This is a genomic window from Sphingomonas sp. 1185 (genome assembly GCF_040544655.1).
GTDB lineage: Bacteria > Pseudomonadota > Alphaproteobacteria > Sphingomonadales > Sphingomonadaceae > Sphingomonas.
The window spans coordinates 35965-54462 of record NZ_JBEPKL010000014.1 but is presented as its reverse complement, the minus strand read 5'-3'; the positions used below and the strand labels follow the sequence as shown (position 1 = coordinate 54462).

Genomic DNA, 18498 nt, shown 5'->3' with positions numbered 1-18498 from the left:
ATTGCGTCGATCAGCGGGGGATTTGCGGCGCACGCGCTTCGCGACTATCCCTGCCAGATGGCCGATCCGCGGATCATATCCATCGATCTCGACGAACGCAGCCTCGGCTGGCGGTCGGCCGATGTCGAGCAGGAGCGGCGGATCGCGATCTTCGACCTGATCGAGGAAAATTATTTCGCGCCGCAACGGCCGCAGGCGGACGGCTATGCCGGGCCCTATCGGATCAAGCTGGAGTCCGAGGAAGGTCGCCTGGGCATCCATATGTACCGCGAGGACGGCACACATATCGAGACGCTGGTGCTGGCGCTCGGCCGGTTCCGGCGGCCGATCAAGGACTATTTCGCGATCTGCGACAGCTATTACCAGGCGATCCGCGCCGCCACGCCGCAACAGATCGAGACGATCGATATGGCCCGGCGCGGCATCCATAACGATGCCGCCGAAATGCTGAAGGACAGGCTGACCGGCAAGATCGAGGTGGACTTCGATACCGCACGCCGCCTCTTCACACTGCTGTGCGTCCTGCATATCCGCAACTGATGGCGATTCTCTGGAAAATCGGTGCCGGGCTGCTCGCGCTCGGTGCGGCGGGCATGGGCGGCTGGCACTGGGCGACGCATTGGCGCCCCTCGGCCGACCATTATGCGTTGCAGGGCATCGACCTGGCCGAGAATCCGCCGCCGGTGGAGTGGCGGACGCTGCGCGCGGGCGGCGCCGACTTCGCCTATATCGTCGCCACCTCGGGCGCGGACCGCCGCGATCCCGCGTTCGAGGCGAACTGGGCCGCGCTGCCCGAGGCCGGGCTGCGGCGCGGGGCGGTCCATATCTATTCGCTATGCCAGCCCGCCGCGGCGCAGGCGGATGCCTTCAACATCTTCGTGCCGCGCGCCGGGGATGCGCTGCCCGCCGCGATCGACCTGTCCTTTCACGACGATTGCACCGCGCGGCCCGATCGCGCGACGCTGGTCGCCGACCTGACCCGGTTCGTGACGATGGTCGAGACGCATACGCGCAAGCCGGTGATGCTACGCGTCGCCAAGCCGTTCGAGTCCGAATACAGCATCACGACCGCGTTCGACCGCCCGATCTGGGCGGTCGGCAATATGTTCAAACCCGATTATGCCGCCCGCCCCTGGCGGATGTGGCGCGCGAGCGATTTCCGCCGGGTCGAGGGGGTGGAAGGCCCCGTCAACTGGGACGTCGTCACACCATGAGCCAGATCGATCCGACCGCCGCGCGCCTGATCGCCGCCGCCCGCGCCGCCGCGCGCCACGCCCATGCGCCCTATAGCCGGTTCGCGGTGGGCGCCGCCTTGTTGATGGAGGACGGGTCGGTCATCACCGGCGCGAACTTCGAAAACGCCAGCTATGGCCTGTCGCTCTGCGCCGAGACGGTCGCGATCGCCACCGCCTCGGCCGCCGGGCGGCTGCGCGAGATCGTCGCGGTCGGCGTGATCGGCGGCGCGATGGACGCGAACGGCGTGCCCACCGGTACCGCCCCGGTCGGCCCCTGCGGCCGGTGTCGACAGGTCATCAACGAGGCCGCCCAGATGGGTGGCCGCGACCTGCCCGTGCATTGCGGCGCGGCGGAAGGCGATGCGGTGCGCAGCTATCGGCTGTCCGAATTGCTGCCGGATGCCTTTGGTCCGGCGGATCTGGGGATCGGCTGAACTTCGCGCGACGCCGCGAAGACATGTTCACGCGGAGACGCAGAGAAGAGGTTCCGGCCTTGCCTGCCTCATCGCCATGAGCGGATGCCCCCTTCTTTTCGCCTCCGCGCAAACACATCGACTCAGTTGCCCGGCTCTTCTCCCCGCACCCGCATCGCGGCAGCGGCCGCCTGGATGAACTGCCACACATCGGCCGAAAAGCCCGGATCGGCCTGCCCATCCCACGCCGCCCGGTTTTCATGCAGCCGCGTCGCGCCCGCCCACATCTCCGGCGAGGCCACCGCGCGGAACGGCGCCAGCAGCGCGAACCACTCGCGCACAAAAGCCTGCGCCGCCTCCGAAACGGGACCGAGCGGCAATGCGGCGGCGATCCGCTGGCCCAGATCGGCCCATTGCGCCTGATAGGCGTCCTGATCGAAATCGGGGGCGAGCGCGGCCATCCGCTCGGCCCAATGGGCCTGTTCCTCCTTGGTGAAATGCTGGTCGGCCACGGCCTTCCATTGGGTCGTCGTCATGCTGTTTCCCTTTCGAATCAGCGAGCAGAGCGTCGCGACGTCGATGCGCTCGCCGGCATCGATGCGGGACTGGATGGAATGAAGCAGGGTCGCCGTATCGGCCAGCACGGCGGCTTGCGCCTCGACCACCGCCAGTTGCGCCGCGACCATCGGTCCCAGCCGTGCATCGGGCCGGTCGAGCATTCGCCCGATCGCCGCCAGCGTGAACCCGGCCCGTTTCAGCGCGACGATCGCGTGCAGCCGCTCGAGTTCCCCTGCACCGAAGATGCGCCGCCCGCCCTCGCTGCGCAGCGGCCGGATCAGCCCGCGCGCCTCGTAAAAGCGCAACGCCCGGCTGCTGAGCCCCGTGGCCTTCGCGATCTCGGCAATATCCAGCATCTTCGTCATGCGGGGCAGCCTACCGCTTGACGCAACGTCAACCGCAAGTCCCATTTTGCGTTTCCACGCTTGCCCTGTCCGGGCGATCCGGCAATGAGCGGCAACGCTTAAGGGGAATGAAGATGTCGATCCTGTCCGACCGCTGGATTCGCGAAGCCGCGCAGACCCAAGGGATGATCGAGCCCTTTGTCGAGAACCAGCGCCGCGACGGCTGTATCAGCTATGGCCTGTCCTCCTATGGCTATGACGCGCGGGTGGCGGACGAGTTCAAGATCTTCACCAATGTCGACAGCGCGGTCGTCGATCCCAAGGACTTCGCGTCGAACAGCTTCGTCGATCGCAAGACCGATGTGTGCATCATCCCGCCCAACAGCTTCGCGCTGGCGCGGACGGTCGAATATTTCCGGGTGCCGCGCGACGTGCTGGTCATCTGTCTGGGCAAGTCGACCTATGCGCGCTGCGGGATCATCGTGAACGTCACGCCGCTGGAGCCGGGTTGGGAGGGGCATGTGACGCTGGAATTTTCCAACACCACGCCGCTGCCCGCGAAAATCTATGCCAATGAAGGCGCCTGCCAGTTCCTGTTCCTGAAGGGCAACGAGCCCTGCGAAACCAGCTATGCCGACCGCGCGGGCAAATATATGGGCCAGCGCGGCGTCACCCTGCCCCGGCTGTGACCGGGCAACCGTAACGCTCCCAAAGCTCGCGGGCCTCGACCGTCGGTTGCGGCCCGGATGGCGATACGAGGACGATGATGGCCCTCATCAAGACCGGGTTGATCTATTTCGATCAGGCGATCCGCCACGGCTCGATCCGCAAGGCGGCGGAATCGCTCAACATCGCATCCTCGGCGGTCAACCGGCAGCTGTTGCAGCTCGAAGAGGAGCTGGACGTGCAGTTGTTCGTCCGCATGCCGCGCGGGATACGCCCGACCGCGGCGGGCGAGGCGTTGCTGGCCTATATCCGCCGCTGGAAGCGCGAGAGCGTCGCGCTGCGCCACGAGATGCTGCGGCTGCGCGGCGGGGAGCGGGGCCATATCCGGATCGCCGCCGCCGAGAGCCTGGCCGACGACCTCGTGCCGCGCACCATCGTCCGCTACAAGGAACGCTTCCCGCTGATCGAATTCTCGCTGCTGGCGGGCGACAATCACCGGGTGAAGGCGGAATTGCTGTCCAAGGAAGCGGATGTCATCTGCGCCTTCGACCTGACGAGCACTGCGCGCACCGCGACGGTGGCGCATGTCCAGACGCCGATCGGGGTCATCACCCCGCCGGGCCATCCCCTTTCCCTGCTCGACCGGGTGACCCTGTCCGACTGCGTTCCCCATGCGGTGGTGACGCCGCATGACGACTGGCTGAAGCAGAGCGTGCTGCACGATCTGTTCGACATGAGCGACGTGCCGCTCAAGCGGGTCGCCACGGTCGAGCGGATCGATACGCTGAAGAATCTGGTGCGCGCCGGGGTCGGCATCGCCTTCCTCTCGCGCATCGGGCTGGAGCGCGAGCTGGCAGCGGGCGAACTCTGCTGGGTTCCGCTGGCCGAGGGGATCGTCCGCCCGGCCAGCGTATCGATGCTGCTTCAGCGCGGCCGGGTGCTGCCCATCTATCTCAGCACCTTTGTCGACATGCTGAAGGAGGAGTTCGCCCGGCTGGGCGAATAGCCGACCTATCCCGACGCCACCGCGCGCGGCATGGTGGGCTCCGCCTCCACCGCGTCCGCCAGCCGCCGCGCGAGGAAGGCGCAGGCGATCAGCTGCAACTGGTGGAACACCATGACCGGCAGCAGGACGACGCCGACCTGCGCGGGCGGGAACAGCACGCCCGCCATCGGCACGCCCGTCGCCAGGCTCTTCTTCGACCCGCAGAAGCGCATCACGACCGCGTCCTCGGGCGCCAGCTTCATCGCCCGCGCCATCACGCCGGTCAGCACCAGCACCACCGTCAGCAGCAGCGCGCACCATCCGACGAGTTCCGCCAGCTCCAGCGCGCCGACCTGCGACCATAGCCCCTGGGTGACCGCCGCACCGAAGGCGGTATAGACGACCAGCAGGATCGATCCGCGATCGAGCGTCGTGACCAGCCGCTTGCGCGCCGCGATCCACGCGCCGATCCAGGGGCGCAGCATATGCCCCGCTGCGAACGGCACCAGCAATTGCAGGACGATCGCCCGCACGCTGTCGAACGACAGCTCGACGCCCCCGGTGCCCGGAAGCAGCAGGGCGGCCAGCGCGGGCGTGACGGCGATGCCCAGCAGGTTGGACAGCGAGGCACTGCACACCGCCGCCGCGACATTGCCGCGCGCGATCGCGGTGAAGGCGATCGAGGATTGAACGGTCGAGGGCAGCAGGGTCAGGAACAACAGGCCGGTGGTGAGGCTGGGCGACGGCAGGCCGCTGCCCGCGATGGCGAGCCCCAGCAGCGGGAACAGCGCGAAGCTGGTCGCCAGGATCGCCGCATGCAACCGCCAGTGCCGCGCCCCCGCCAGCAAGGCGCTGCGCGACAGTTTCGCGCCATGGACGAAGAACAGCGCGACGATCGCGGTATCGGCGGCAAGGTCGAAGACGCGCACGCCGACACCGCGCGGCGGCAGCAGCGTGGCGATCAGCACGGTCGCCAGCAGCATCAGGATATAGGGCTCGATCGTGGCGAGCAGGCGACGGATCATCGGGGCACTCCGGCGGGAAGGAACGGGATCAACTGCCCCGATAGGTGGAATAGCTGTAGGGCGAGACGAGCAGCGGCACGTGATAATGCCCCCCCTCCGGCGCGATGCCGAAATCGATCGTCACCCGGTCGAGAAAGGGCGGATCGGGCAGCTCCACCCCGGCGGCGCGAAAATAGTCGGCGACCGCGAAGCATAATGCATGACGTCCCGGCGAAACCGGCACGGCAGCCAGCGCGGGACAGCGCCCATCGGCATTGGTCACGCCGTCGAACAACCGCACCCCGTCGCCGTCGAGCAGCGTGACGGCGATGCCCGCCGCCGGCCGGCCATGCGCGGTGTCGAGGACATGGGTGGACAGGGTGGCGCTCATGCCACGGCCTCCGTGCGCGGCCATGCCCCGATGAATTCGGGCTCGTCATAGTCGAGATAGGCGGCGATCATCGCATCGCGGTCGTCGAGGAACAGCTGGTCGGCCACCCCCGCCACCAGCCGGGGCAAGGCGTGGCGCAGTCCCGACAGCGCGGAGGCCGACAGGCCGAGGCTGATGAGCCCCGAATAGTTGAACGCGAACAGCCCGTGCAGCGCCGCCGCGTCGTCGGGCGTGCGCGGCAACAGCTGGAATTGCGGCCCCAGATAGGGATGCGCATCGATCAGCGGATGCGACGCCTCCGCCGGGCGATAGCGGTCGGACCAGCGCGCGATGCCGTCGGCGACCAGCGCCAGTTCGGGGCGCAGTGCCGGATCGGTGACCAGCCCGGTCGACAGGACGAGGAAGTCGAACGTCTCGGTCCCGCGCGGGGTGGTGACCGCGACCGCGTCGCCGGTGTCCGCCACGTCCAGCCATGGCGTGCCGAGATGCAGGTGAAAGCCGGGCAGCGCCGACGCGCGGTCGAACGTGTCGTTGGTCGGCGGCTGGCTGCGGTCGAAAAAGGCGACCATCATCCGGTATTTGGCGGCATCGTCCAGCGCGGGGAAGCGGCCGATGATCCCGCTGCGCTCCATATGCCGGATCGGATTGACGCGCGGCAGTTCCGGGCGACGGACGAAGACATGCGCCTCGGCCACCCCAGCGGACAACGCGGCATGGGCATTGTCGAACGCCGAGGCCCCCGCCCCCAGCAGCGCGATGCGCTTTCCGGCCAGACCCGCATAGTCGATCGAAGCGGACGTATGGGCATAGCGGGTCGCGGGCAGCCGATCGCGCACCAGTTCGGGCACGTGCCAATTGCCGCCCCCCTGGATGCCGGTCGCCAGCACGACCTTGCGCGCGAACAGCGGCGCACCGTCCGCGAGATGGACGCGGAACCGCCCGCCCAGCGGCTCGATCAGCGTGACCCGCGCCTCGTTGCGCACCGGCAGGTTCAGGACGGCGCGATACCAGCGCAGATAGGCCATCCAGTCGCGGCGCGGAATCTTGTCCAGCGCCTCCCACCCGTCAGCGCCATGCTGCGCCTCCCAGAAAGCGCGGAAGGTCAGCGAGGGGATCCCCAGGTCGATCGCGGTCAGGTGCTTGGGCGTGCGCAGCGTCATCATCCGCGCATAGGTGTCCCACGGCCCCTCATAACCCGCCGGGTTTTCGTCGAGGACGAGGATATCCGACACGCGCTCGCGCAACAGCCCGAACGCCGCGCCCAAACCGCTCTGCCCGCCGCCGACGATGATGACGTCATGGACATGGCCCTCCGCCATGGGCTGCGGCACCGTCCAGGCGGGGCCGCCATGCGCCAGCCGTTCGAGATCGGTCGCGACCTGCTGGGCCAGGGCGGCCAGGCCGATGGGTTGGGTCATGCCAGGGTCTCCAGTCGCAGGCGGACGATATGGCCGATCTCGGCCAGCGCGGTTTCGACCTCGGGCTCGCGGTCGTTGGCCAGCCGCTCGGCCATGGCGCGCAATATGCCCGCCCGGTCGGTCCGCCGGACACAGATGACGAAGGGAAAGCCGAACCGCTCGCCATAGGCGGCGTTCAGCGCATGGAAGCGCTCGAACTCTTGCGGGGTCATGCGGTCCAGCCCGGCCGAGGCCTGCTCGCTGCGCGACTCCTCGGTCAGCGTACCCGCGATCGCCGCGCGCCCCGCCAGTTCGGGATGGGCGCGGATCACCGACAGCCGTTCCTCGGGCGTGGCGTCGGCGAGCACCGCCACGATCCCCTCCGCCAGATCGGCAAAGGGCCGCCGCGCCGCCGCACGTTCGACCACCCAGGGCGAATGCTCGACCACGCTCGCATAACGCGCGACGAAAGCATCGCTGGACATGGCATTGAAATCGCTATCGGTCATGATCCCGCCCCCTCGATCGAGACATGCGCGGCGACGACTTTCCACCCATCGGGAAAGCGCACCCAGGTCTGGCTCTGCCGCCCGCGCCGGGCATCGCCTTCGCGGAAGAATTCGGCGTTGGCGGTCGCATGGTCGCGGCCGAAGCTGTGGATCGCGACCGTTCCGAGCCGACGTTGCGGCGATCCGCCCCGCCCCTTGCGAAAGGCCCGAATGGCCTCCGCGCCATACAGCACCTCGCCCACGCCATAGCGGATCGTGGTCGGATGATCGTGGAACAGCCGGTCCATCGCGGGCACGTCATCGGCCATCAGCGCGGCTTCATAAGCGGTGAAGGCGGCCATGACCTCGGCCACCACCTGCGGATCGTCGATCATCATCTCGGGCGTCATGCCGGGTGCACCTGTTGCCAGTGTCGCGCGATATCGATGCGGCGGGCGATCCACGCGTCGCCGCTGGCGATCACATGGTCGACGAAGCGGGCCAGCGCCGCCGCGCGGGCCGGACGTCCCGCGATGCGCCCGTGCAAGCCCACCGACATCATCCGCCCGCCTTCGGCCCGCAACTGCTCGAACGTGTCGCGCAGATAGCGGAAAAAGGGTTCGCCATCGGCAAAGCCGTTATAGGCGACGAACTTCATGTCATTGGCGTCGAGCGTATAGGGCACGATCAACTGCGCCCGCCCGCCATTCGCCCCGGCATGGCGACGATCCCAATAGGGCAGGTCGTCGGCATAGCTGTCGGCGTCATAGACGAACCCGCCCTCCGCCGCGACCAGCGCGGCGGTCGCGGGCGAGGTGCGCCCCTGATACCAGCCCAGCGGGCGCGTGCCGGTCAGCCGGGTGTGCAGCGCGATCGCCTCGGCGATATGTGCGCGCTCCACCTCGGGCGGGACATATTGATAGTCGATCCAGCGATAGCCGTGGCTGGCGATTTCCCAGTCGGCGGCCAGCATCGCATCGACCGTCGCCGGATTGGCGGCCATGGCGGTGGCGACGGCAAAGGCCGTGACCGGCACCTGTCGCTCGGCGAACAGCCGGTGCAGCCGCCAGAAACCGGCGCGCGCGCCATATTCGTACAGGCTTTCCATCGCCATGGCGCGGGCGGGATGGCTGGCCGCGCCGACCATCTCCGACAGGAACGCCTCCGACCCGGCATCGCCGTTCAGGACGCTGTTCTCCGCGCCTTCCTCGACATTGACGACGAACTGCACCGCGACGCGCGCGCCACCGGGCCAGCGGGGATCGGGCGGCGACGCGCCATAGCCCAGCAGATCGCGCGGCGCGGTCATGCGGCATAGCTTTCGAGCGCGGCATCGACCCCGGCGCCGGAGGGCAATGTCATCCCCTCGGCCCGCAACACCGCCTCCAGAGCGGCGAGCGTCAGCAGCACCTTATGCTTCATGGCATTGTAGCCCATCGCGCCGATCCGCCAGACCTTGCCCTGGAGCGGACCGAAGGCGGTGCCGATCTCGATCTCGAAATCCTCGCGCATCCGGGCGCGCACCCGCTCGCCGTCGACGCCGGGCGGGATGACGATGCCGGTGACGTTGGTCATGCGGAAGCGATCGTCGCCGAACACCTCCAGCCCCAGCGCACGGGCCCCGGCCACCACCGCCCGGCCCGCCGCCGCATGGCGCGCGAACCGCGCCTCCAGCCCCTCACCGAGCGCCACGCGGGCGCATTCGCGCGCGCCGTAGAGCATCGTCGTCGCTTCGGTATGGTGGTTCAGCCGCTTCTCGGACCAATAGTCCATGATCATGGCGAGGTCGAAATAGTTGGTGCCGATCCGCACCCCGCCCGCATCGACAATATCGTCGCGGCGAATGCCCTTTTCGACATGACGACGCCCCAGGATGCGCTCGGCGGCGCGGGGCGAGACGGTGATCGGGGCCGATCCCGACGGACCGCCCAGGCATTTCTGCAAGCCGCCGGTGACGATGTCCGCGCCCCAGCGGTCGGCGGCGATCTCCATCCCGCCGATGGTCGCGGTCGCATCGACATAGAGATACGCGCCCGCCGCTTGTGCCAGCGCCCCCACCCCGTCGAGCGGCTGCGCCATGGTGGTCGAGGTGTCGCCATGGACGCAGGCGACCACCATCGGCGCGGTCCGCTCGATCGCGGCCGCGATGGCGTCGAGCGGCACCGTCTGCCCCCAGGGGACCGACAGCCGCTCGACCTGCGCGCCGATCCGCTCGCCAATCTCCTGCAACAACAACCCGAAGCGGCCGAAATCGACGACCAGCAGCCGGTCTCCCGGCGCGAGCAGCGACACCAAAGACGCCTCGATCGCCGCGCGCGCGGTGCCGTCGATCAGGAAGGTCCAGTGGTTCTCGGTCCCGAACACCGGCCGGTACAGCGCCATGACCTGGTTCATGTAACCGGTCATTTCCGGATCGAACTGGCCGAGCAGGTCCGCACTCATCGCGCGCAGCACGCGCGGATGGGCATTGACCGGCCCCGGCCCCATCAGCAGCCGCTGCGGCGGATCGATCTCGCCGAAAAGGTCAGGCGTCACGATAATCTCCTCCCAATCGGTCGATAAAGCCGCGCATTGCGGCAAAGGCGGCATCGGCATCGGCCGGGTCGACATGTTCGGCCGGGTTGTGGCTGATCCCCCCGGCACAGCGCAGGAACAGCATCGCGACCGGCCCCAGCGCGACCATCGCCATCGCGTCATGCCCCGCGCCCGACATCAGCCGACGCGAAACCTGTCCGGTGGCGACGACCGCCGCGTCGAGCAGATCCATCAGCCCCGGATCGCACGGGCATGGCGGCAGGTCGTGGACCGTCGCGACGGTGAGGGTCACGCCCCGATTGCGCGCGATGGCCTCCATTTCCTCACCGATCGCGGCGGCGGCGCGGTCGCGGCGGTCGGTCGCGCCTGCGCGAATGTCGACGGTGAAGCGCACCTCGCCCGCAATCACGTTCGCTGCCCCCGGCGCGACTTCGATCCGGCCGACCGTCGCGACCAGATCGGAGGCGGCGGCGACCGCGATGTCCTCGACCGCCGACACCATCCGCGCGGCGGCGGCCAACGCGTCGCGGCGCAGGGGCATGGTGACGGTCCCGGCATGGCCCGCGACGCCGTTCACCGTCACCTCGAGGCGGAGTTGCGCCGCGATGCCGGTCACGACGCCCAGCGCCAGCCCCTCCGCCTCCAGCACCGGCCCCTGTTCGATATGCGCTTCCAGATAGGCGAGCATCGTGTCCGGCGCGCGACGTGCCGTGGCGAGCGCGGCGGCCTGGCTGCCGAACTCACGCAGTGCGGTATCGACGCTGATCCCCGCCGCATCGGCCATATCGGCTGCGCCCGGCGCCAGCGTGCCCGCCACCGCGCGGCTGCCCAGCATCGCGGCGGGAAAGCGCGACCCCTCTTCGTCGCCAAAGCCGATCACCTCGATCGCGAAGGGCATGCGACGTCCCTCGGCATGAAGCGCGGCGACGCATTCGATGCCCAGCATCACGCCCAGCGGCCCGTCATAGGCCCCCGCATCGCGCACGCTGTCGAGATGGCTGCCGATCACCAGCGCGGGCGCGTCCGGGCGCGCGCCCTCATAGCGGCCGATCAGGTTGACGGCTGCGTCATGGCGGACCGTCATGCCTGCCGCCTCCATCCATACCCCGACGCGTTCGATCGTGGCGCGATAGGCGGGCGTCAGCCAGCCGCGAAACAGCCGGTCCGCCCGGTCGCTATAGGGCGCCCGCGACAGCTCGAGGCAGCGCGCCACCGCGCGCGCGCCGGACGCGCTCGTCGTCACCATGTCGCCACCATCCCGTCGCTGCGCGGATCAGCCGCGCCCTCGACCATCCCGCCGGGATGGCGCAGGATCGCCCCGGCATGACCCATCATCGACGACCGGCCGGGCACGCGTTCGACCGCATGGCCCGCCGCCGCCAGTTGGTCGTACAAGGCCGGGTCGAACCCCGCCTCGATCTTCAGCGTGGTGCTCTGGTCGCCCCAGGTCCGCCCGAGCAGCCAGCGCGGGGCATCCACCGCCGCCTGCAAAGGCTGGCCGAACAGCGCGTGGCGGGTGAAGATCGCCGCCTGGGTCTGCGGCTGTCCCTCGCCGCCCATCGTGCCATAAGCCATGACTCGGCCATCGTCGAACCGCGCCAGCGCCGGGTTCAGCGTGTGGAAGGGCCGCGCACCGGGTCGCAGCCGGTTGGGGCCGTCACCGTCGAGCGCGAAAGAACATCCCCGGTTCTGCCACACGATGCCGGTCCGGGGCAGGACGATGCCCGATCCAAACTCGAAATAGGTGCTCTGGATACAGCTGACGACCTGACCGCGCGCGTCGGCCGCGCCGAACCAGGTGGTGTCGCCCAGCGCCGGGGGATGCGGCCATGGCGCGGCGCGGTCGGGGTCGATCGCCCCGGCCATGCGGTCCAGCGCGGCGGTATCGCGCAGCAGCGCCTGCGCATCCTGCGTCATCGTCGCCGGATCGCCGACATGCGCGTCGCGCCAGCGAAACGCCTGCTTGGTCGCCTCGACCAGCCGGTGGATATGATCGAACCCGTCGGCCTCGGCCGCGCGCAGCCGGTCGAACAGTGCCAGGATCAGCAGCGATGCCACCCCCTGCGTCGGCGGCGGCAGGTTGAACAGCCGCGCCCCGGTGATCGCCACCTCCAGCGGCGTGACATTGCGCGCGTCGAAGGCGGCGAGGTCGGCCGCCGCAAGCGGACTGCCGAGCTGGGCGAGGTCGTCGGCGATTAGCTGTGCCAGCGCGCCGCGATAAAAGCCGTCCAGCCCCTCCCCCGCCAATCGCTCCAGCGTCGCTGCCAGCGCGGGCTGGCGGAGCAGGTCCCCCTCGGCCAGCGGACGGCCTTCCGGCTCGAAGACGGACGCATAGGCGCCGGGCAGGTCGCGTAGTGCGGGCGACGCGGCGGCTGCAACCTGCGCTCCGCCCGCCGTAACGACCACGCCGCTCCGCGCGTGATCGATGGCATCGCGCAGCAGCCGGTCGAGCGGCAGGGTCGCACCGCTCCGTGCCAAGGCCGCCTGCCACCCCGCGACGGTCCCCGCCACGGTATTCGCCGCCAAGGGTCCGCGCCACGGAATGGTCGCATGGTCGCGGTACAGCGCGCGGTCCGCCGCCATCGCGGCCGCACCGCAGCCGTCGATCGCCCAGGTCCGCCCGTCCGGCTCGGCGACCAGCCAGAAGCCGTCGCCGCCGATCCCGGTCATGTGCGGATAGACGACGGCGAGGCAGGCGGCCGTCGCCACCGCCGCCTCGACCGCGCTGCCGCCCTCGGCCAGTACGTCGCGCCCGGCCTGGGCCGCCAGATGGTGCGGGGCGCTGACCATGCCGCGCAGGGAACGGGGGGTCGCGCGCATCATGCCGCCTCCGCCAGATGAGGAACGGGCGGACAGGCCACCAGCCCCGCCGCGACCAGCGCTGCCGCCGTGTCGAACAACAGCGCCTCACGCCCCGGTGCGGCGATCAGCTGCACGCCGATCGGCAGCACCCCCTCGGCTTGGGCCAGCGGCACCGAGAGGATCGGCACGCCTGCCAGGCTCAGCGGCTGGGTGTGCAGGCCCAGATCGGCGCGCGCGGACAGGGTCTGGCCGTCGATGACGATCGTCGTCGCATCGATCCGGGGCGCGGGCATCGGCGTCGCGGGGGCCAGCAGCAGGTCATGCCCGGCCAGCGCGTCGGCGACCTCGGCCACGAAGCGCGCCGCGACCGCCTCGGCATCGCGGACAGCGGCGACCGGCTGAAGCGCCCCCGCGATCAGCCGGTCGCGCGTCGCCGGATCGAACGCCATCGCGTCGCGGCGCAGCGCGGGCAGGTGGCGATGGCCACCCTCGGCCCCGGTCAGCAGAAAACCGGCCGACCGCGCGGCGGCGGCATAGCGCAGCACGACCGGCGGCCCCGCCTGCAGATACGCGGCGATCCGATCGATCCCGGCAAGGACGGCGGCATCGGCTCGCCCGGCGAACCATCCGCCCAGCGCCGCGACGCGAGGACGCCCGCCCGCGAACGGCGGCAACGCCTCGCCGAGCATCACCGCATGGGCCAGCGCCATATCCTCGGGCGAACGGACGAAGCACCCGACCGTGTCGAGCCGCTCGACAAAGGGATAGACGCCCTCGACCGACAGCGCGCCGAAGCTCGGCCGCAATCCGAATATCCCGCACAGGCTGGCGGGCACGCGGATCGATCCGTTGGTATCCGATCCCAGCGCCAGCGGGACCAGCCCCGCACCGACCAGCGCCGCCGACCCGCCCGACGAGCCACCCGCCAGCCGATCGGGATCGTGCGGGTTGCGGGTGGTGCCGTAATGGGCATTCTCGGTCGAGAAGCCATAAGCGAACTCGTCCATATTGGCCGTCGCGACCAGCACCGCCCCCGCCGCGCAGAGCCGCGCGACGACCTCGGCATCGCGGACTGCCGCCGGGGCCTGCGCGCGTTGCCGGGCACCCGCCGTCGTCGTCTCCCCGGCAACGTCGAACAGGTCCTTGACCGCGAAGGGCACGCCTGCGAGCGGGCCGGGGTCGCGCCCGGCGGCGACTGCCGCGTCGACCCGCGCCGCATCGGCCAGCGCCCTCGCCCGCAGCAACCGGGTGGCCGCGTTCAGACCATCGTGCCGCGCGATGCGGTCGAGCGTGTCGATCGCGACCTGCCGGGCCGATAGCCTTCCCTCGCGAACCTGGGCGGCGATGGCGCAGGCGGTTTCGGGCACCGCGCTCATTCCGCGTCCTCCGCCAGAGCCTCGCGCACGACGGCATGATGCCGCGCCAGCAATTGCTGGTTGGCGGTGACGCCGTCCAGCGCCGCTGCCGGCAGGACCAGCCCCAGGCGTTCGGCCTGAAGGATGGCGGCGTTGCGTTCGGCTTCCGTCGGCTGCGTCATGCTATCGTCTCCCCATCGCTCGGCGCGCGGTCAGAAGCTGTACCGCACGCGACCGATGACGGTGCGCGGCGGGATCAGCTGGTCGAAGGTGGCGTTGACGCCGAACACGTCGGTGAAGCGCGTGCTGATGCCGTCGGTGTCGAACAGGTTCTGCGCGCTCAGGCTGACATCCCAGCCGCCGCCGAACCGGACGCCGCCGGTCAGGTTGACCTGGTTGTAGCCGGGGATGCGGTCGATCGCGGGATTGTTGAACACGCGCGCCTGCATCGCCCCGCGCCGGATGAACAACCCGGACGCATAGCCGCGCAGCCCGTCGCCGAACTGATGGTCCCAGTTCACGCCCGCCGTGGCGCTGAATGCGGGCGTCTTGGCGAGTTGATTGCCGTACAAATCGCCGATGACTGCCGCACGGGCCAGCGTCACGGCGGGCGCGAAGATGCTGAGCCGCTGGTTGACGACCAGATTGCGCTCCGCCGCGGTCGCATTCACGCTGTCCAGCGCGCGGGCATGGCCGCTGACCTTGCTGTCGAGCAGGGTCAGGCCGGTGTTGAACCGCAGGTCGCGGCTGGGTGCGAAGGTCACTTCGGCTTCCGCACCCAGGATGCGGCTGCGCGGGATATTGGCGACGCCGCTCGACCGGTTGCGCGGGTCGCTGGTCATATATTGCAGGTCGACATAGTCATAGCCGAACCCGGCCAGATTGGTGCGCAGCCGCCCGTCGAGGAAATCCGCCTTCAACCCCAGTTCATAGGCGTCGATGCGTTCCGGGCGGAAGGTGCGGAACACCAGATCCTCGGCCACGTCGGCAATACCATAGGTCAGGTTGTTGCCGCCCGGCTTGAACCCGCGCGTATAGGAGGCATAGCCCATGCGATTGCGGCCCAGGTCGAACTCCACCGCCGCGCGCCCCGTCACCGCCGTCCCCTGCGACGTGATCAGCGCGGTCGGTCGGCCGGTCGACAGGGTGAAGAAGTTATAGTTGCGGTTGGTCGCCCGGTCGTCGGTATAGCGCAGCCCGCCGGTCATCCGCAGCCGGTCGGTCGCATGCCAGGTCGCCTGTCCATAAAAGGAGAAGGAGCGGCGCTCGGGAAAGAAATCGCTCTGGAAGCCGATGTCCCCGGCGGGCGGCAGGCCGTTATTGGCGATCGCGTTGAACGGATCGAGCACGCCGTTGCGGTTGCGATCCACCCGCTCGAACGAATGCGCCTCGATCTTCTGCTGGAACCAGAAGGCGCCGAGCACCCAGTCGACGCTGCCGAACAAAGGCGTGCGCGACACGAGGTTCAGCTCGGAGGTATAGGAGCGATGCGCCTGGTCCTGCCGCTCATAGAAGCTGCGCTCGACGGCCAGCGGCCCCACCAGCGCCACATCGGAAAAGTCGTTGTCGCGATATTTGCGGACATCCTCGCGCTGGTGGCTGCCCAGATATTTGACGGTGAAGCCCGGCAGGTCCCAGGTCGCGACCAGGCTGTACAGTTGCGAGCGCAGGAACAGGTGCGACGGCGAGTCCTGCGCCAGTTGCCGGTGGCCGTCCGCGTCGCGGCGCGGGGTCGGATCGAGCAGACCGAAGCGCGCGGGTCCGTTGGTGTCGCTGCGGAATTGCTGCGCGGTCAGGTCGATATGGAAATTGTCGGCGGGTTTCCACAGCAGCTGGAACCGCCAGGCGGCGTCGTTGCGCTGGTCCAGCTTCTGCCCCAGCCGGATGTTCGTCGTGGTGCCGTCCTGCTTCAGCCAGCTTCCCGTCGCGCGCACCGCCATCGTCGATCCGATGGGCAGGTTCACCGCCGATCGCAGGTTGCGATAGTCGAACGACCCATAGGCCGCATCGACATAGCCCTCGGTCCGGTCGAGCGCGGGCGCGACCGTGACCAGATTGATCGCGCCGCCGGTCGAGTTCTGGCCGAACAGCGTCCCCTGCGGCCCGCGCAACACCTCGACCCGCCCCACATCCAGGAAGTTGCCGCCCAGCGCGAAGGGCGACACGATATAGACGCCGTCCTGGTGATAGGAGACGGACGGCGCGGCGACGTCATTCTGGTTCGCCTCCTGCCCGACGCCGCGAATGGACAGCGTGGTGCGCTCCCCCTCGGCATTGCCAACGGTCAGGCCGGGGGCCAGCGCGCTCAGGTCCTGGAAGGTGTTGATGTTGTTCGCGACCAGCGCATCGCCGGTCAGCGCGGTGATCGCCTGCGGCACCCGCTGCAACCCCGCCTCGCGCTTTTCGGCGGTGACGACGATGTCGGGCAGATATTCCTCCTGCGCCGCATCCGCCGATGTCGCCGGCGCGGCGACCTGCGCCGCGCACGGATCGGCCAGCAACGTCGCGCAGGACAGCAGCAGCGACCATTTCGTCCAGTTCATCATTTGCCCCCGCACCTGATTTCGCATGGGCCGGGCGCCGCTCCTCAACCGTCCGCCGGATGATGTCGCGCGGCGCCGCCCGCTTTCGAGGGCTGTGTTAGCGTCGACAAATGGGGCGGCAGAAGCGCAATATTCCGCCTCGAGCGCGCGCATTTTTCGCTCACCCTTTGGGCGGGTCAGTCGAAGCTCTGCCGCTCGAACCTGTCGAAATCGCGTTCGAGCCGTGCCTCCAGCCGCGCCTTGGCATGGGTCGCGGTAAAGGCGCGGCATGCGGGTGTATCGAGGCGATCGCAGGCCGCGACACGCGCCCCGCCCGCGCGGTCGCGCCACAGGCTGTCCCCCGGCAGGAAGGAATAGTGCAGCGAATCTCGCGCCATCTGCTTGAGGTCGGGGTAGCGCAGCTTCTGTTCGGTCACTCCGCGAAGATATTCGTTGGTCATGTCGCTGCGCGAGACGCCCTCGTCGTCGGTCGACAGGACCACCGGCACGCCCGCCTGGCGATAGAGCGACAACGGATGGTCGCGCCCCTTCACGCCCAGGATCACCGCGTTGCTGGTCAGGTTGATCTCCACCGCCACCCGGTCGCGCGCCATGCGGGCCAGCAAGGCGCGGGCGTCGGTTTCATAGGAAATGTCAACACCATGGCCGATCCGGCGCGCCCCCGCGACCTCCACCGCGTCCCGGATATGAAAGGCCAGCTCGCGCGGGGGGACCAGCCCCAAGGTCAGTTCGCCCGCATGCAGCGACAGCGGAACGGCGGGAAAGCGCGCCTTCAGGAAGCGCAGCATCCGCATGTGCAGCGCATAGTCGCGCAGCGCGACCGGGTCATGTTCGGGCGCGACGATATTGACCGCCACGAAGCGCGGATCGCCCTGCGCCAGCGCAAATCCCAGCGCGAGTTCGGCGAAGACCTGCACCGGCGGCCGGGTGCGGATGGCGGCATATTGATACCGGATTTCCGTGGCGCAGGCGGGCTTCGGGTTGGCCGTGGCGCAACCGTCGATCGATGCCATCTCCGCCTCATAGGCGTCATATTCCGCCCGCGTCGCCTGCACCGCGCGGGGCAGTTCGGGCGCGATCCTGGCATAGAGCGCGGCCAGATCACCCACATCGCCTTCCCCGACATTGGCCAGCAAGGGCTGTGTCGCGGCCGAACCGGTGCTCAACTCGGCATAGGACACACCATCGGCGGCGGCCTGCTCGCGCGCCAGGGCGAGCACCTTGCCGCCATGCCGTGCGGCGATCGGCCAGAAGGCACCGAAGGTCGCGAAGAATCGGTCATAGCCGGATATGCGCGGATCGCCGGTCCCCGCTTCGAAGCCGCGCGTGGAGAAGGCGTCGACAAAGGCGGCGTAGCGCGGATAGTTGCGGACCAGATCGGCCGCCGCGACCCGGCCGGGCGCGTCGCAGGGCGCGGGCGCCACGCCGACGGGATCGGTCGACAGGCACAGTCCCTCCGCCGCCGCCCATTGCAGCATATCCTCGGCATAGACCGCGCCGCCCGCGTGATTGTGCAGGTCGCCGCCCTTGGGCATGACTTGCAGGAACATGCGCAGCCGTGGCGGGCTGTCCGCGATACGGTCCAGATAGGCGGCGGTCCGTGCCTCGGGCGATGTCGGCTCGACTGCCCCACCGAGCATCGCCGCCGCCAGCACCAGCATCGCGCAGGTCGCACCGGCGCGCCCGCGCCTGCCCCTGCGACCGTCATTGCAACGGGCGTTCATTCGCTATCCCCCTTGATGATGCCCGCCTGTCTAGGGAGCGGATTCCGCTCCGCCCATC

Annotated in this window: 19 protein-coding genes; 5 read left to right on the top strand and 14 right to left on the bottom strand. The window is 69.3% G+C overall.

What is annotated here, in order from left to right; all coding sequences use genetic code 11:
- Positions 1-57 precede the first annotated feature (57 nt).
- The 3 genes from ABIC44_RS11175 to ABIC44_RS11165 are packed head-to-tail and all read left to right on the top strand — an operon-like array spanning position 58 to position 1669.
- Positions 58-540 carry a UPF0262 family protein gene (locus tag ABIC44_RS11175; RefSeq protein ID WP_307100270.1) on the top strand — a complete coding sequence of 161 codons (483 nt, stop codon included), beginning with the start codon at positions 58-60 and terminating at the stop codon, positions 538-540.
- Entirely contained in the window at positions 540-1214 is a 675-nt protein-coding gene (locus tag ABIC44_RS11170) for a GH25 family lysozyme (protein ID WP_309696864.1), read from the top strand. The genes ABIC44_RS11175 and ABIC44_RS11170 overlap by 1 nt, the downstream gene beginning before the upstream one ends.
- Positions 1211-1669, top strand: coding sequence for a cytidine deaminase (locus tag ABIC44_RS11165; RefSeq protein ID WP_307100274.1), 459 nt, complete (start codon positions 1211-1213; stop codon positions 1667-1669). The genes ABIC44_RS11170 and ABIC44_RS11165 overlap by 4 nt, the downstream gene beginning before the upstream one ends.
- Before the next feature lie 122 nt (positions 1670-1791).
- Here the strand turns inward: ABIC44_RS11165 and ABIC44_RS11160 are convergent, their stop codons facing one another.
- Positions 1792-2571 (bottom strand): MerR family transcriptional regulator, encoded by a 780-nt coding sequence (locus ABIC44_RS11160; protein ID WP_354295456.1) that lies wholly within the window; start codon positions 2569-2571, stop codon positions 1792-1794.
- A 113-nt stretch (positions 2572-2684) separates the two neighbouring features.
- On the opposite strand from ABIC44_RS11160, the gene dcd reads away from it, so the two are divergent.
- Positions 2685-3239: a dCTP deaminase gene (gene dcd, locus ABIC44_RS11155; RefSeq protein WP_007405039.1), complete on the top strand. Its 555-nt coding sequence runs from the start codon at positions 2685-2687 to the stop codon at positions 3237-3239.
- A 74-nt stretch (positions 3240-3313) separates the two neighbouring features.
- Positions 3314-4222, top strand: coding sequence for a LysR family transcriptional regulator (locus tag ABIC44_RS11150; RefSeq protein WP_354295455.1), 909 nt, complete (start codon positions 3314-3316; stop codon positions 4220-4222).
- A gap of 5 nt (positions 4223-4227) precedes the next feature.
- Here the strand turns inward: ABIC44_RS11150 and ABIC44_RS11145 are convergent, their stop codons facing one another.
- The 13 genes from ABIC44_RS11145 to ABIC44_RS11085 all read right to left on the bottom strand — a co-directional run bounded on the left by ABIC44_RS11145 (position 4228) and on the right by ABIC44_RS11085 (position 18440).
- On the bottom strand, positions 4228-5226 hold the full coding sequence (locus ABIC44_RS11145; RefSeq protein WP_354295454.1) for a bile acid:sodium symporter family protein: 999 nt from the start codon (positions 5224-5226) through the stop codon (positions 4228-4230).
- A gap of 28 nt (positions 5227-5254) precedes the next feature.
- A complete protein-coding gene (uraH, locus tag ABIC44_RS11140) occupies positions 5255-5596 on the bottom strand; it encodes a hydroxyisourate hydrolase (protein WP_307100282.1) in 342 nt (113 codons plus the stop codon).
- Positions 5593-7014 (bottom strand): FAD/NAD(P)-binding protein, encoded by a 1422-nt coding sequence (locus ABIC44_RS11135; RefSeq protein WP_354295452.1) that lies wholly within the window; start codon positions 7012-7014, stop codon positions 5593-5595. Before ABIC44_RS11135 ends, uraH begins: the two co-directional genes overlap by 4 nt.
- A complete protein-coding gene (gene uraD / locus ABIC44_RS11130; RefSeq protein WP_354295450.1) occupies positions 7011-7502 on the bottom strand; it encodes a 2-oxo-4-hydroxy-4-carboxy-5-ureidoimidazoline decarboxylase in 492 nt (163 codons plus the stop codon). Before uraD ends, ABIC44_RS11135 begins: the two co-directional genes overlap by 4 nt.
- Positions 7499-7879: an oxalurate catabolism protein HpxZ gene (hpxZ, locus tag ABIC44_RS11125; RefSeq protein WP_309698226.1), complete on the bottom strand. Its 381-nt coding sequence runs from the start codon at positions 7877-7879 to the stop codon at positions 7499-7501. The genes uraD and hpxZ overlap by 4 nt, the downstream gene beginning before the upstream one ends.
- A gap of 8 nt (positions 7880-7887) precedes the next feature.
- A complete protein-coding gene (gene puuE, locus ABIC44_RS11120) occupies positions 7888-8790 on the bottom strand; it encodes an allantoinase PuuE (protein ID WP_354295449.1) in 903 nt (300 codons plus the stop codon).
- Positions 8787-9968 carry a pyridoxal-phosphate-dependent aminotransferase family protein gene (locus tag ABIC44_RS11115; protein ID WP_354295513.1) on the bottom strand — a complete coding sequence of 394 codons (1182 nt, stop codon included), beginning with the start codon at positions 9966-9968 and terminating at the stop codon, positions 8787-8789. The genes puuE and ABIC44_RS11115 overlap by 4 nt, the downstream gene beginning before the upstream one ends.
- Before the next feature lie 37 nt (positions 9969-10005).
- On the bottom strand, positions 10006-11262 hold the full coding sequence (locus tag ABIC44_RS11110) for an allantoate amidohydrolase (RefSeq protein ID WP_354295447.1): 1257 nt from the start codon (positions 11260-11262) through the stop codon (positions 10006-10008).
- The gene (locus ABIC44_RS11105; protein WP_502959843.1) at positions 11256-12839 is read right to left on the bottom strand and encodes a gamma-glutamyltransferase family protein; all 1584 of its coding nucleotides are present in this window, start codon (positions 12837-12839) and stop codon (positions 11256-11258) included. The genes ABIC44_RS11110 and ABIC44_RS11105 overlap by 7 nt, the downstream gene beginning before the upstream one ends.
- On the bottom strand, positions 12836-14194 hold the full coding sequence (locus tag ABIC44_RS11100; protein WP_354295446.1) for an AtzE family amidohydrolase: 1359 nt from the start codon (positions 14192-14194) through the stop codon (positions 12836-12838). The genes ABIC44_RS11105 and ABIC44_RS11100 overlap by 4 nt, the downstream gene beginning before the upstream one ends.
- Positions 14191-14355, bottom strand: a complete 165-nt coding sequence (locus tag ABIC44_RS11095) for a hypothetical protein (RefSeq protein ID WP_354295445.1) — start codon at positions 14353-14355, stop codon at positions 14191-14193. Before ABIC44_RS11095 ends, ABIC44_RS11100 begins: the two co-directional genes overlap by 4 nt.
- Before the next feature lie 30 nt (positions 14356-14385).
- Positions 14386-16719: a TonB-dependent receptor gene (locus ABIC44_RS11090; protein WP_354295444.1), complete on the bottom strand. Its 2334-nt coding sequence runs from the start codon at positions 16717-16719 to the stop codon at positions 14386-14388.
- 173 nt (positions 16720-16892) lie between these two features.
- On the bottom strand, positions 16893-18440 hold the full coding sequence (locus ABIC44_RS11085) for an adenosine deaminase family protein (protein ID WP_354295442.1): 1548 nt from the start codon (positions 18438-18440) through the stop codon (positions 16893-16895).
- Between the last annotated feature and the right edge of the window lie 58 nt (positions 18441-18498).

Coding starts and splice junctions, on each gene's coding strand:
- ABIC44_RS11175 (WP_307100270.1), top strand. CDS start 58: ATGGCCGATCCGCGGATCATATCCATCGATCTCGACGAACGCAGCCTC.
- ABIC44_RS11170 (WP_309696864.1), top strand. CDS start 540: ATGGCGATTCTCTGGAAAATCGGTGCCGGGCTGCTCGCGCTCGGTGCG.
- ABIC44_RS11165 (WP_307100274.1), top strand. CDS start 1,211: ATGAGCCAGATCGATCCGACCGCCGCGCGCCTGATCGCCGCCGCCCGC.
- ABIC44_RS11160 (WP_354295456.1), bottom strand. CDS start 2,571: ATGACGAAGATGCTGGATATTGCCGAGATCGCGAAGGCCACGGGGCTC.
- dcd (WP_007405039.1), top strand. CDS start 2,685: ATGTCGATCCTGTCCGACCGCTGGATTCGCGAAGCCGCGCAGACCCAA.
- ABIC44_RS11150 (WP_354295455.1), top strand. CDS start 3,314: ATGATGGCCCTCATCAAGACCGGGTTGATCTATTTCGATCAGGCGATC.
- ABIC44_RS11145 (WP_354295454.1), bottom strand. CDS start 5,226: ATGATCCGTCGCCTGCTCGCCACGATCGAGCCCTATATCCTGATGCTG.
- uraH (WP_307100282.1), bottom strand. CDS start 5,596: ATGAGCGCCACCCTGTCCACCCATGTCCTCGACACCGCGCATGGCCGG.
- ABIC44_RS11135 (WP_354295452.1), bottom strand. CDS start 7,014: ATGACCCAACCCATCGGCCTGGCCGCCCTGGCCCAGCAGGTCGCGACC.
- uraD (WP_354295450.1), bottom strand. CDS start 7,502: ATGACCGATAGCGATTTCAATGCCATGTCCAGCGATGCTTTCGTCGCG.
- hpxZ (WP_309698226.1), bottom strand. CDS start 7,879: ATGATGATCGACGATCCGCAGGTGGTGGCCGAGGTCATGGCCGCCTTC.
- puuE (WP_354295449.1), bottom strand. CDS start 8,790: ATGACCGCGCCGCGCGATCTGCTGGGCTATGGCGCGTCGCCGCCCGAT.
- ABIC44_RS11115 (WP_354295513.1), bottom strand. CDS start 9,968: ATGGGGCCGGGGCCGGTCAATGCCCATCCGCGCGTGCTGCGCGCGATG.
- ABIC44_RS11110 (WP_354295447.1), bottom strand. CDS start 11,262: ATGGTGACGACGAGCGCGTCCGGCGCGCGCGCGGTGGCGCGCTGCCTC.
- ABIC44_RS11105 (WP_502959843.1), bottom strand. CDS start 12,839: ATGATGCGCGCGACCCCCCGTTCCCTGCGCGGCATGGTCAGCGCCCCG.
- ABIC44_RS11100 (WP_354295446.1), bottom strand. CDS start 14,194: ATGAGCGCGGTGCCCGAAACCGCCTGCGCCATCGCCGCCCAGGTTCGC.
- ABIC44_RS11095 (WP_354295445.1), bottom strand. CDS start 14,355: ATGACGCAGCCGACGGAAGCCGAACGCAACGCCGCCATCCTTCAGGCC.
- ABIC44_RS11090 (WP_354295444.1), bottom strand. CDS start 16,719: ATGATGAACTGGACGAAATGGTCGCTGCTGCTGTCCTGCGCGACGTTG.
- ABIC44_RS11085 (WP_354295442.1), bottom strand. CDS start 18,440: ATGAACGCCCGTTGCAATGACGGTCGCAGGGGCAGGCGCGGGCGCGCC.